Genomic DNA, 12,140 nt, shown 5'->3' with positions numbered 1-12,140 from the left:
TTAGACAGTGTCCCTGAAGTAAGAGTGAGAACAAAACATGTGGAAATGGCTACATCCTTATGCCAAGCCAGAAGCAGCTTATCGTTTGAGTGGTAAGTTTCTGCCTTGGTTTTCTGTATTGGCCCTCGTATGCTTATCGGTTGGTACGGTTTGGGGGCTTGCATTTGCGCCTTCAGATTACCAACAAGGTGACAGTTTCCGAATCATCTACATTCATGTCCCATCAGCTATTTGGTCTATGGGCGTTTATATGTCGATGGCGATCGCTGCATTTATTGGCCTAGTATGGCAAGTTCGCCTATCTGATATGGCGGCACTTGCGATGGCTCCGATTGGTGCAGTATTTACTTTTATTGCTCTACTTACAGGTGCTGTTTGGGGCAAGCCTATGTGGGGCACTTGGTGGGTATGGGATGCCCGTCTTACATCTGAATTGATTCTGCTATTTCTCTACCTTGGTGTGATTGCGCTCTACCATGCGTTTGACGATCAAAAAACCGCTGCAAAAGCCGCTGGTATCTTAGCGATCGTAGGCGTAGTAAACCTACCTATCATTCACTTTTCCGTGGAATGGTGGAACACGCTTCATCAAGGTGCGACGATCACGAAATTTGAACAACCTTCTATTTCATCCGACATGCTTTGGCCGTTATTGCTGAACATCTTTGGCTTTGCGTTCTTCTTTGGTGCCGTGACGATGGTCCGTTTTCGTAACGAAATCATCAGTAAAGAAAGTCACCGCCCTTGGGTGCGCAAACTCGCAACAGAACAAACTCAGTGAGGTAACTGATTATGCATTTTGAATCTCTGAGCGACTTTTTTGCCATGGGTGGCTACGCATCATACGTATGGAGTGCGTTTGGTATTACTTTCTTATCCATGCTGATTCTTCTGATCACTAGCCTTCGCCGCGGTGATGCATTATTGAAAGAAGTGAAAGCAAAAATTGACCGTCAAGCTCGTATCGACGCAGCGAAGAACATGGAGAACACCTTATGAACCCGAGACGTAAAAAGAGGCTAGGTATTGTACTAGCGATCTTTATCGGTATTAGTGCCACCATTGGTTTGATACTTTATGCGCTTAACCAAAATATGGACCTTTTCTACACTCCAACGGAATTGGTTAATGGTAAGCCAGATGGCACCAAGCCAGAAGTAGGCCAGCGTCTGCGTATCGGTGGAATGGTGGTTGTGGGCTCAGTTCGTCGAGATCCTAATTCTTTGAAAGTGAGTTTTGACCTGCACGATGTCGGTCCGAAAGTGACGATTACCTATGACGGTATTCTTCCTGACTTGTTCCGTGAAGGGCAGGGTATTGTTGCTCAAGGTGTACTGAAAGGTGCCACGACAGTTGAGGCATTTGAGGTCCTAGCGAAGCACGATGAAGAATACATGCCACCAGAAATTGCAGAAGCGATGAAGAAAACGCATGAACCGCTTCAATACAGCACCGAACAGAAACAAGGAAGCGGCCAATGATTGCTGAAATCGGTCACTTTGCTCTCATTCTTTCGCTTGCAATGGCAGTGTTGTTGAGCGTATTGCCATTGTGGGGAGCATCGAATAATAACACCATGCTCATGAACACAGCGCGACCGCTATCTTGGTCTATGTTCCTGATGCTGTTGTTCTCTTTCGCCATTTTATGTTGGGGATTTTATACCAACGACTTCACGTTACAGTATGTAGCGAGCAACTCGAATAGTCAGCTTCCTTGGTACTACCGTTTAACCGCAGTATGGGGTGCACACGAAGGTTCACTGTTGCTATGGGTGTTAATCCAAGCTGCTTGGACTGTCGCTGTAGCGACGTTTAGTCGTGGTATGCCGCAAGAGTCGGTTGCACGTGTACTTGCTGTTATGGGCATGATCTCAGTGGGTTTTCTACTGTTTATCATCCTAACGTCGAACCCATTCCTACGTACGTTACCGTTCTTCCCGGTTGACGGACGTGACTTGAACCCTCTGCTTCAAGACCCGGGTTTGATTGTTCACCCGCCAATGCTTTACATGGGCTATGTTGGTTTCTCGGTTGCATTCTCTTTTGCGATCGCATCCCTAATGACCGGACGCCTTGATACGGCTTGGGCTCGTTGGTCTCGTCCTTGGACAACCGCTGCATGGGTATTTTTAACACTTGGTATCGCACTAGGTTCTTGGTGGGCTTACTACGAACTTGGCTGGGGTGGCTGGTGGTTCTGGGACCCAGTAGAAAACGCATCATTCATGCCTTGGTTAGCGGGTACCGCATTAATGCACTCTCTTGCCGTGACAGAAAAACGCGGCACATTTAAAGCGTGGACGGTACTATTGGCAATCTCTGCATTTTCGTTGAGTTTGTTGGGCACCTTCTTAGTCCGTTCCGGTATTTTAGTATCGGTGCACGCGTTCGCGTCTGACCCGTCGCGCGGTATGTTTATTCTAGGCTTCCTCGTTTTCGTTATCGGCGGCTCTTTATTGCTGTTTGCCGTAAAAGGGGCAGCAGTGCGTGTACGAGGTAACTTCGACTTAGTCTCACGTGAAAATGCGCTCTTAGCCAACAACGTATTACTTATCGCCGCTCTTGTTGTGGTGTTAGTGGGGACACTGTTGCCGCTCGTACACAAGCAGCTTGGTTTGGGGTCGGTCTCTATCGGTGCGCCATTCTTTGACATGCTATTTGCGTGGTTAATGATGCCATTTGCTTTTCTGCTTGGTATTGGTCCTCTTATTCGCTGGAAGCGAGACAATTTATCTAAACTTGTGAAACCAATGCTCGTTTCAGGTGTGCTTGCGTTCGCCTTGGCCGCGCTATGCGTGTACCTGTTTGCCGATTTCTTCTCAACCATGGCTTACATTGGTTGGGTGATGGCGATTTGGATTATTGCGATGCATGGCTTTGAACTGTACGAGCGCGCAACGCACCGTCATAGCTTTAGTGAAGGTGTTCGCAAGCTGCAACGTAGCCACTGGGCAATGATGTTGGGTCATGTTGGTCTGGCGGTATCTGTTATCGGTATTGCGATGGTACAGAACTACAGCATCGAGCGTGATGTACGTTTAGCACCTGGCGAACACTTCCAAATTCAAGGCTATGATTTCTACTTCTCAGGCTTGCGTGATAAAGATGGTCCAAACTACGATGGCTACATCGCAGACTTTGAGATCACACACGATGGCAAATACGTGAATACGCTTCACGCAGAGAAGCGCTTCTACCGTACGGCTAAGTCTATGATGACTGAAGCAGCCATTGACCGTGGTATTAGCCGCGACTTATACATTGCAATGGGTGAACGTTTAGACGACAACCGATCTTGGGCTGTTCGTATTTACTATAAACCGTTCGTTCGATGGATTTGGGCTGGCTCTTTGATTATGGCATTAGGCGGCGCACTAGCGATTTCTGATAAACGCTACCGCTTCCGTAAATCGCCGAAGAAAAACGCGAAGTCAAAAGAGCAGGAGGCATAACATGAATAAGAAAATCTTATTTATTCCGCTTGTCGCTTTCATGATTCTAGCGGGCATTTTCGCAACCCAATTAATGCGTAACCAAGAGGGCGATGATCCAACTAAATTGGAGTCGGTTTTGGTTGGCAAGCCAGTTCCTGAATTTCATTTAGAAGACCTGGCTGAGCCTGGAAAACAGTACGACCAATCAATTTTTAAAGGTGAACCGTTGCTCTTGAACGTTTGGGCAACGTGGTGCCCAACGTGTTATGCAGAGCATAAATACCTAAACGAATTGGCGGGTAAGGGCGTTAAGATCATCGGTATGAATTACAAAGATGATCGTAATAAAGCAATAGGTTGGCTGAATGATCTCGGCAACCCGTACTTGATCAGCCTATTTGATGGCAGTGGTATGCTTGGCCTTGACCTTGGCGTTTATGGTGCTCCAGAAACATTCATTATTGATGCAAATGGTGTGATTCGCTATCGCCATGTAGGGGATGTAAACCCACGTAATTGGTCAGAAACACTGGAGCCGCTTTACAACAAATTGGTTGAGGAGGCGAAGCAATGAGAAAGCTAATTCTTGCCGTTTTTGCTGCGATGACATTATCTCTTGCTGCTCATGCGGCCATTGAAGTGTACGAGTTTGATAATTTGGAACAAGAACAGCAGTTCAAAGAGTTAAGCCATACGCTCCGTTGCCCTAAATGTCAGAACAACACGATCTCGGATTCTAACGCTGAACTTGCTCAGGACTTACGCCATAAGGTGTACGAAATGACCAAAGAAGGTAAGTCCAAAGGTGAGATCGTTGATTACATGATCGCCCGTTACGGTAACTTCGTGACTTACAACCCACCATTTACGGTCGCGACTGCGATTTTGTGGCTAGGGCCACTCGCTGTAGTACTGGGTGGTTTTGGTTTGATTGTGCTGCGTAGCCGTAAATCTAAAGTTAAGGCAAAAGCGAGCAGTGACGAGCAATGGGATGAGCAAAAAGAAGCTCGTTTAAAAGCATTGCTTGAAGAAGAGAACAACGGAGATAAGAAGTAATGACACTATTTTGGATTTCCACCGTTGTTCTCACGCTTATTGCTTGTGCGCTGGTGGCTTTGCCGCTGCTTAAACAAAAAGCGAACAATGATGATGTGTTACGCGATGAGCTTAACAAGGCATTTTATAAAGACCGACTATCTGAGCTTGCAGAAGAAACTGACGAAGGTCTAGTTGAAAGTGAAGACGAACTGATTTCTGATCTAAAGCAATCACTGCTTGACGATATCCCTGGTGATAAAGCGCAAAAAGAAACTAAGGTTTCTCCAATCGCGGTTTTAGTTCCATCGGTAATTCTGACGGTGGTGCTGAGCTATGGTTTGTATTATAAATTTGGCGCGTCAGACGATATTGTTCAATGGCAAGAAGTGTCTGCAAATCTACCTGAGTTATCGAAAAAGCTGATGTCGGCTTCTTCTGAGCCGCTGAGTGACGATGAAATGGCGGATTTGACCCTTGCCCTTCGAACTCGCTTACATTACCAGCCGGAAGACTCGACAGGTTGGTTACTGCTAGGTCGTATTGCGTTAGCAAATCGTGATGTCACCACAGCTATCGATGCGATGGAAAAATCGTACCGCCTAGAGCCCAAAGATCCTGATGTGATGTTGGGTTATGCACAAGCTCTGATGCTGTCTCAAGAGGAAATGGATCAAGCGACGGCTCGCTCATTACTCGGCAAGCTGATGCAGCAAGACTATGTCGATCTGCGTGTGTTTTCTTTGTTAGCGTTCGATGCGTTTGAGCGTCAAGACTTCCCGGCTGCCATCAAGTACTGGGGAATCATGCAGCAAATGATTGGTCCAGAAGATAGCCGCTACGAGATGTTGTCACGCAGTATTGAGAGTGCTCGTAAGCAAATGGGCGAAGCGGTTTCACAGGATAAGAGTGTAGCTGTGACAATTGATGTGGCACCAAATGCTCAGTTGGATCCAAACGCAGTTCTGATTGTGTCAGTACATCGTTCAGATGGCTCCCCAATGCCTGTGGCTGCTGCTCGTTATCCGCTAGGTACTTTCCCTCGCACAGTCGTATTAGATGATGGCAATGCCATGATGCAAGGGCAAAAGTTATCTTCACTCGATAAGCTAATCGTCCGTGTGCGTGTAGATTCTGACGGTAACGTAGCAACGCGTGATCAAGATTGGCACGGAGAAAGTGACGTCGTTGAATTTGGCGCACCAGTAGAAGTGACCATTGATCAGCAGTATTAATTGTTAACATCTGTCTCTGAAACATGACAACGAGGTAGAGTCAGTTGCCTTTAGTGGTATGACTCTAAACGATCGAGTAGAATACCGAAGGCCAGCGATTGCTGGCCTTTATTTATTCCCATATCTGAGTCATCTTTACTATGTATCCCGCTCAACATACGTACTATGGTTAATCGGGGTGACTTAGGTACATTAATAGTCGTTATGGAAAATAAAATGTATAACAAGGGTAAATCTACCTTCTTGTTGCTGTTAGCCGTTGGACTGGTTGGCTGTTCAAGTGCGCCTGATGAAGCAGTAACAGGACAAGAAACAAATCAAACGACTTCTGATGTGTATGACCCGTTGGAAGGCTTTAACCGAACCATGTGGGAACTCAACTACGAATATTTAGATCCGTATTTGGTTCGTCCTGTATCACTTGCGTATGTAGAATACACGCCAGTTCCTATTCGTTCTGGTATTGCTAACTTCTTATCGAACTTAGATGAGCCAGCAAGCATGGTTAATAACTTAATCATGGGTAATGGTACGAAAGCCGTGGACCACTTTAACCGTTTTTGGATTAACTCGACGTTCGGTATTTTCGGTTTATTCGATATTGCAAGTGCCGCGGGTATTACGAAGTACGACGAGAAAGCGTTCAGTGATGCAGTAGGCCACTATGGTGTTGGAAATGGTCCTTACTTCATGGTTCCAGGTTATGGTCCGTATACCTTACGTGAAGTGACAGATACCGTAGATAGTACGTATTTACCCCTCTCTTATCTCAACTTCTGGGCGAGTTTGGGTAAGTGGGCGTTTGAAGGAATGGAGAAGCGTGCTTTATTAGTACCGCAAGAAGCGCAGCTAGACTCGTCGCCGGATCCATATATTCTAACTCGCGATGTTTATATCCAGCGTCAAAACTTTAAAGCAGAAGTTGAAACGGTAGAAGAAGTTAACATCGAAGAAGAAGAGTATTTAGATGAATATCTAGAAGACTTTTAAGCGTTGTTCTTCACAATAGAGAAATGAAAAAAGGCTTAGCTGATGCTAAGCCTTTTTTGTATTTTGCAGCTTGGTTAGAAACGGTAGTTTGCTTGAACACCGATTAGCCAAACATTACCCGTAGTTTCGCCTACAAATTGGCCGCCGACTTGTTCTGCAGTGTCGTCTGACTTGTAACCACGAGACTCAACGATTGGTGCGTCTTTCGCAAAAATATAGGTGAAGCCAGCGTCTAGGCTGAAGTCTTTCGTCCAATCGTACGTTGCGCCAATACTTAGCCAAGTGCGGTCAGTTTCTGGAATAGTAATCGTGCGGTTTTTGTCGCTTACCGCTGAAGTATCGTATGCAATACCAGTGCGTAGCGCTAGCTTAGGATTAAGCTGGTAAGTAGCACCAACAGCAAAGCGATAGTTGTCTTCCCAGTTTTCTACTTTAACCATATGCGTGCCAGCAGTATTTAGACGTGCTTCCAATTTCTCGAAAGAGCTCCAATCCGTCCAGTTAACGCTTGCGTGTAACGCAAGTTGGTCTGTTACTTGGTGGAAGCTTGCCAACTCAGCCGTTGCAGGCAGGTTTAGATACATGTAGCCGTTGTCGCGTTCAGAAGTACCGAAGCCAAAACCAAGACCTTCAGCATGGCCTTCAAGCTTCAGTTCAACTTCAGATTTGTACGCGAAGCCGATACGGTTATTTTCATTGATCTGCCATGCTGTACCAACTTGCCAGCCCCAAGCGGTATCGTCACCTTCCATGTATTTTAGAGCGGTACCTTGAGGAACACTGATTGGTTGATTAGTTTCAGGATTTAACCCTACAACGTTATTCTTAGGAGCTGCTGCGCCAAAGCTGCCTTCGCCGATGATGTAACGGATACCACCACCAACGCTGATTGATTCATTGACTTTGTAAGCTGCGTTTAAGTTCGCTTCCATTGTCGTTACGCTTGCTTCGTTACCAAAGTGCGATGCACCAAAGCCTTCACCTAAATCGGTTTCCATGCCGTAGTTGGTGCCAAATGCCAAACCAATCGCGAATTTCTCATTATATTGGTGTGATAGGTAGAAGTTTGGAATGATTGCATCATGTGCGAAGTCATCTGAAGATGCAGAAGAAGTGCTACCGTGGAAGTTTACATCACCTTCAATATCAATATTTGGGTTCACATAGATTGCACCAACGGACACTTGAGTGCCTTCCAAATAAGTTAGCATTGCTGGGTTACGCCATTGTGCACTTGCGTTGTCAGCCATTGCTGCTTCACCAGCATATGCTCGACCTAGGCCTGTTGCAGAATATTCAGCAAGTTGGAAACCTGCTGCGTTAGCCATGCCCGTTGTGCCAAGTAGGCTTAATGCCACTGCTGTTGATAGAAGAGTCTTGTTGGTTTTCATTCGAATGTTCGCTGATTTGTTTATAACGTGGGACAAAAGTTTAAAGGTAGAGTTTTTACTTTAGAAATGAAAATCCAGCATAAGTAGTCATTTGGAATATTATGCTCTCAAGTGTTGGTTGGGTGGTTTAATTATCTAACTGTGAAAGGCTTGTAAATGGTATTCAGCGAACAGCTGTGCGTCCTAATTGTGAAATTTAGATACACGTGTTCACTCAAATTGAGTGGGCAATAAATCGCAGATATGAAAAAAGGCTGGAAATCCAGCCTTTTATATAAAGTATTTTTCTACTAACTAACAGCGAAGCGTTTAGAAGCTACGGCTGTATTGTAAGCCGAATAGAATTGCATCAGCATGAGTTGTTGCTGTTACACCGGTAGAAAGAACAGGAGATAATTGAGTATTCTCATTAACTTTTACATCTTCACCTAACAAGTACGTGAAGCCAAAATCGATGTTTGAGCTATTATCAATATGGTAAGAGAAACCTGTGGAGAACCACTGGCGATCAGAGTCTGGTACCGAGATAGACGTTACTTTATCTTGAGCGCTTGTGTCGTACATGTAACCAGCACGAAGTGTCCAGTTGTTGTTTAGGTAGTAAGTACCACCAATTGCGTAGTGCCAGCCATCTTGCCATTGATAGTCTTTCGAGTAACCACCTTTAAGTAAACCCTGATTTAGGTTCTCAAAATCAATTTGGTCGAAATCTTTCCAACCGATGTATTGGATGCTGTAGTGTACAGCAAACTTAGTGTCTTGGATTTTGTGGAAACCAGAAAACTCGGCCATATCTGGTAGAGGTAGCGTGATTTCCTGACCTTTGTCGTCTTTCGCCGTAAATTCAGGGCTGTAACGATACGCTAGACCAAAACGGTTGTTTTCATCTAGTTCGTACACAGTACCAACGTTGAAACCAACAGCCCAACCATCAGCTTTATCTACGTCCAGAATTTTTTGACCGCCAACCCCTGGGACTGAAGAGCTAGTTGTACGCTTCATTGTGCCTTGGCCGTAGATTAAATCTAAACCTGCACCAAAGCTCCATTGTTCGTTTAAACGGTAAGAACCCGCAAATCCAAAGTTGAAGCTTTTTACATCCGTAAGACCACCGTACTCGGTTGCGGTGTAGTTATCTGAAAATTCAGTTTTAGTGCCGAAATTAGAGTATGCGTTTACGCCCCATGCAAACTTGTCATTTACTGGAACGATTAGGTGAATGTTTGGAGCTATTGACGTATCACCCACATCATCAGTGTCAGCAACATTTACAGTACTGGAGCCCAAAGGAGTATTAACGTTATATTTCGCATCTTTCACTTCAATCATTGAAGTAATGCTTTCGAAACCTAGCGACAGTTCCATTTTATCAAACAGAGCCATTGCTGCTGGGTTACGAGCCATTACTGCTGCATTATCTGCGATTACCGCGTCACCAGCAAATGCACGGCCGATGCCAGTTGCTGATTGAGCGTTGATTTGGAAACCCGCTGCCATCGATTGACCTGAGGCAAAAGCTACCGTTACTGCTAGGAGAGTCTTTTTAAACAGACGCGTGTTCTGAGTCATTTGTTTTTCCTTATTAGATTCGTCTCTTTGGACGATAAATTGAGCTTTTGCTCAGTGGCGCAGATAGTAGTATCAATAGTTGCTTGGACAAATCCGACCATTGGATAAAATTGAATAAAAATTGCAGAAATGATGTCTAAAAGACGGGAAGTTGCACTTAAAATGCATAATTTAGAGTTTAAGCTCTAAATGCAATAGAGGTGGTGAATGTTTTGTGTTCTATTTATACAAAAATGCCGCTAAATAAGATCATTTAGCGGCATTTAACTTTTTGAAGGCTGGAAATTGTCGAAGTTGTTACATCGGCTTAATCATTGATGCAAGAGTTGTAGCGATCGCATCAATATTTTCACCTTCTTCCCCGACTAAAATCAGGCTTGAACTCCCGACGGGCTGAACGATTCCGGTCATGCCATCCTTACTAAAGTCGGTACTTTGTTCGCTTGGAATACCAGTAATAAATAACGTTACTTTACCTTTTGGACCTTGGAACACCATATGTACCGCATTGGATTCGCCAAAACCGCAGTGGTTTAGGTAGTAAACGTGATATGGAAAGTTTTCACTAAACTGGTAATGAAATGGCGACATTTTCGCATTAATTTGCGAGCTCGGTACATCCTCATCAAGATGACGAACAAACGGTTCTTCATGAATAACGTGTTTCATCGCGGTATCCGCTAAACTGGCTTGTGCTGGAGACACCAAAACATTTCCCCAGTTTACTTGGCCAACTAATAATCCTGCGGTGAACGCAATAGAAGCGGCAAGTGCCATTGCTTTGCGGACAAAGTTTGGTCTTACGACCTTCTCTTCATCAAGTGCACTTGACGTCTGGCTAAATAAAATCTTATCTGCGAGATCTTCGGGTACATCCACATTCATGGCTTGTTTAATTTTTACATCGAGATCCAAAACGTCATCAACAAACTTATTGTTGGCGTCGCTACCAGCTAAAGCTTGCAGAATCTCTTCATCCTTTTGTTTTGGATCCGACAAAATACGACGACGAAATTCTAAATCATCCATTCTTTTGTCCTCTCTTGGTATCTTGAGAATCCAACATCTCTTTAAGTTGATTACGAGCGCGAAATAGTCGAGTCATCACTGTGTTTTTATTTAAATCAAGAATGTCGCCAATTTCTTCTCCACTGAAACCACCGACAACTTGGAGAAATAAAGGCTCACGGTATTCAACATCGAGCTTCATGATCTGTGCCTGCAGCCATTCTTGCTGATGATGTGAGTCATCGCTGACTTTAGCATCATTGCCGTAATCATCGATATCAACTAGATCAAATTGTTTACGTTCGAAGCGGCGCGCATTTTCTCGTCTCAATATTGTGATGAGCCAAGACTTGGCAGCTTTTTCGTCTTGGAGGCTATCGAGTGACTTCCAAGCTCTAAGACAGGTTTCCTGAACTAGATCTTCCGCGACCGCTTTATCTTTGCACAACCAATATGCGTAGCGGTACAAGTCACGATGATACCCTCGGACGAGTGCTTCGTATTTTCTTTGCTTGTCCATATCAGAGTTGACCGGACTGTTGGAATTTTTCTTTCCAAACATTTTTAATATGGCCACAGGAGCCTCCATCCTCGCTCTGTGAGTTTCTTACTTGTTCTGAGCATGACTTTACTTGTTTCATCGCTTAGCGGTTTTGGTTGCAGGATTTGTCATGCAACCCCTTTGACACAATAAGCCATGTGGTTACCTAAAAGTGTATACGCAAATGTCAGGTATCATCGAACACGAATTGATATATATTGTTAACAATATCATCATTAGTAATCAATGGCTTGGATAAGTTCACTCGATGGAGCATTAAAAGGGACTTCTGATGGTGGATTCTTGAATTGTTTTGAATCAATAATCGTTCTAGATGAGCTTAAAACTCGTAAAATCACTATAAAATTGATCTATTTCAAAATATCAAGCAGTGAAGGGGTTATAGTACACCTTGTCATCTCGTTAGTCATTGCGACTAACATGTTGAGCAAGATGACACTTCCTTTTGAAGGCTGACTTTACTTTCTCCTAATCAGGAAACTGATTACTTTTCAATTGGCGTAAGTTAATTGTTTTATAGATATTCCGACCACACAGCTATGTGTGGTTTTTTTTTGCTTCGATTTTACTTTCCGTATACCTCTTACCGTTTTAACTCTCTATAGTTAACCATTAGTAATCGCATAAGAATCAAAGAAGTAGAGTAATTGAACTACTTGCTTCACGTTTATTTAAACGCACGTTTGATAAATTTAACAAATTCATTACAATACATCAGGTCAGACCTCTTGTATTTAAGGAGAAACAATGGGCAAGCAGGAAGTAAAAACACGCAATGGTGAGCGTGTCGCTATTGTCGCGGGGCTTCGAACTCCCTTTGCTCGTCAAAGCACGGAATTTAGCCAAGTGCCAGCGGTCGATTTAGGGAAAATGGTAGTAAGCGAAATGCTTGCTCGAACAGATATTGATCCGAA

General features: G+C 44.2%; 12 protein-coding genes and 1 pseudogene. 9 read left to right on the top strand and 4 right to left on the bottom strand.

All coding sequences use genetic code 11. The features are described from left to right. The first annotated feature begins 37 nt into the window (after positions 1–37). From R7041_RS20760 to R7041_RS20725, 8 genes are all read left to right on the top strand, one after another. Positions 38–781, top strand: coding sequence for a heme ABC transporter permease (locus R7041_RS20760; RefSeq protein ID WP_005380513.1), 744 nt, complete (start codon positions 38–40; stop codon positions 779–781). An 11-nt stretch (positions 782–792) separates the two neighbouring features. Further along, positions 793–999, top strand: a complete 207-nt coding sequence (gene ccmD, locus R7041_RS20755; protein ID WP_005380515.1) for a heme exporter protein CcmD — start codon at positions 793–795, stop codon at positions 997–999. Further along, the gene (gene ccmE, locus R7041_RS20750; RefSeq protein ID WP_206949300.1) at positions 996–1,481 is read left to right on the top strand and encodes a cytochrome c maturation protein CcmE; all 486 of its coding nucleotides are present in this window, start codon (positions 996–998) and stop codon (positions 1,479–1,481) included. Before ccmD ends, ccmE begins: the two co-directional genes overlap by 4 nt. Beyond that, positions 1,478–3,454 carry a heme lyase CcmF/NrfE family subunit gene (locus tag R7041_RS20745; protein ID WP_017635943.1) on the top strand — a complete coding sequence of 659 codons (1,977 nt, stop codon included), beginning with the start codon at positions 1,478–1,480 and terminating at the stop codon, positions 3,452–3,454. The genes ccmE and R7041_RS20745 overlap by 4 nt, the downstream gene beginning before the upstream one ends. Position 3,455: 1 nt before the next feature. Continuing rightward, positions 3,456–4,010: a DsbE family thiol:disulfide interchange protein gene (locus R7041_RS20740; RefSeq protein WP_005380518.1), complete on the top strand. Its 555-nt coding sequence runs from the start codon at positions 3,456–3,458 to the stop codon at positions 4,008–4,010. Next, entirely contained in the window at positions 4,007–4,492 is a 486-nt protein-coding gene (locus tag R7041_RS20735; protein WP_064368700.1) for a cytochrome c-type biogenesis protein, read from the top strand. The genes R7041_RS20740 and R7041_RS20735 overlap by 4 nt, the downstream gene beginning before the upstream one ends. Further along, positions 4,492–5,706, top strand: coding sequence for a c-type cytochrome biogenesis protein CcmI (ccmI, locus tag R7041_RS20730; protein ID WP_064368699.1), 1,215 nt, complete (start codon positions 4,492–4,494; stop codon positions 5,704–5,706). Before R7041_RS20735 ends, ccmI begins: the two co-directional genes overlap by 1 nt. A gap of 216 nt (positions 5,707–5,922) precedes the next feature. Further along, a complete protein-coding gene (locus R7041_RS20725; RefSeq protein WP_005380523.1) occupies positions 5,923–6,696 on the top strand; it encodes a VacJ family lipoprotein in 774 nt (257 codons plus the stop codon). Between the two features lie 74 nt (positions 6,697–6,770). On the opposite strand, the gene R7041_RS20720 is transcribed toward R7041_RS20725, so the two are convergent. The 4 genes from R7041_RS20720 to R7041_RS20705 all read right to left on the bottom strand — a co-directional run bounded on the left by R7041_RS20720 (position 6,771) and on the right by R7041_RS20705 (position 11,253). Continuing rightward, positions 6,771–8,087 carry an outer membrane protein transport protein gene (locus R7041_RS20720; RefSeq protein ID WP_206949299.1) on the bottom strand — a complete coding sequence of 439 codons (1,317 nt, stop codon included), beginning with the start codon at positions 8,085–8,087 and terminating at the stop codon, positions 6,771–6,773. Between the two features lie 309 nt (positions 8,088–8,396). Next, positions 8,397–9,656: an outer membrane protein transport protein gene (locus R7041_RS20715; protein ID WP_064368698.1), complete on the bottom strand. Its 1,260-nt coding sequence runs from the start codon at positions 9,654–9,656 to the stop codon at positions 8,397–8,399. Positions 9,657–9,953: 297 nt separating this feature from the next. Beyond that, the gene (locus R7041_RS20710) at positions 9,954–10,685 is read right to left on the bottom strand and encodes a DUF3379 domain-containing protein (RefSeq protein ID WP_017635939.1); all 732 of its coding nucleotides are present in this window, start codon (positions 10,683–10,685) and stop codon (positions 9,954–9,956) included. After that, positions 10,678–11,253: a sigma-70 family RNA polymerase sigma factor gene (locus R7041_RS20705; protein WP_005380528.1), complete on the bottom strand. Its 576-nt coding sequence runs from the start codon at positions 11,251–11,253 to the stop codon at positions 10,678–10,680. The genes R7041_RS20710 and R7041_RS20705 overlap by 8 nt, the downstream gene beginning before the upstream one ends. A 720-nt stretch (positions 11,254–11,973) precedes the next feature. Between R7041_RS20705 and R7041_RS20700 the strand changes: the two are divergent. Further along, positions 11,974–12,140, top strand: a pseudogene (locus R7041_RS20700) (acetyl-CoA C-acyltransferase); the annotation flags it as partial.

Origin of the sequence: Vibrio sp. 1751 (assembly GCF_033339895.1) — a bacterium.
GTDB classification, from domain to species: domain Bacteria; phylum Pseudomonadota; class Gammaproteobacteria; order Enterobacterales; family Vibrionaceae; genus Vibrio; species Vibrio alginolyticus.
Note: the sequence above shows the minus strand (reverse complement) of the source record. Positions and strands in the feature narration are given on the sequence as shown.

Bases quoted from the DNA above. Each gene is read 5' to 3' on its own strand.
- R7041_RS20760 (WP_005380513.1), top strand. From the start codon at position 38: ATGTGGAAATGGCTACATCCTTATGCCAAGCCAGAAGCAGCTTATCGT.
- ccmD (WP_005380515.1), top strand. From the start codon at position 793: ATGCATTTTGAATCTCTGAGCGACTTTTTTGCCATGGGTGGCTACGCA.
- ccmE (WP_206949300.1), top strand. From the start codon at position 996: ATGAACCCGAGACGTAAAAAGAGGCTAGGTATTGTACTAGCGATCTTT.
- R7041_RS20745 (WP_017635943.1), top strand. From the start codon at position 1,478: ATGATTGCTGAAATCGGTCACTTTGCTCTCATTCTTTCGCTTGCAATG.
- R7041_RS20740 (WP_005380518.1), top strand. From the start codon at position 3,456: ATGAATAAGAAAATCTTATTTATTCCGCTTGTCGCTTTCATGATTCTA.
- R7041_RS20735 (WP_064368700.1), top strand. From the start codon at position 4,007: ATGAGAAAGCTAATTCTTGCCGTTTTTGCTGCGATGACATTATCTCTT.
- ccmI (WP_064368699.1), top strand. From the start codon at position 4,492: ATGACACTATTTTGGATTTCCACCGTTGTTCTCACGCTTATTGCTTGT.
- R7041_RS20725 (WP_005380523.1), top strand. From the start codon at position 5,923: ATGTATAACAAGGGTAAATCTACCTTCTTGTTGCTGTTAGCCGTTGGA.
- R7041_RS20720 (WP_206949299.1), bottom strand. From the start codon at position 8,087: ATGAAAACCAACAAGACTCTTCTATCAACAGCAGTGGCATTAAGCCTA.
- R7041_RS20715 (WP_064368698.1), bottom strand. From the start codon at position 9,656: ATGACTCAGAACACGCGTCTGTTTAAAAAGACTCTCCTAGCAGTAACG.
- R7041_RS20710 (WP_017635939.1), bottom strand. From the start codon at position 10,685: ATGGATGATTTAGAATTTCGTCGTCGTATTTTGTCGGATCCAAAACAA.
- R7041_RS20705 (WP_005380528.1), bottom strand. From the start codon at position 11,253: ATGGAGGCTCCTGTGGCCATATTAAAAATGTTTGGAAAGAAAAATTCC.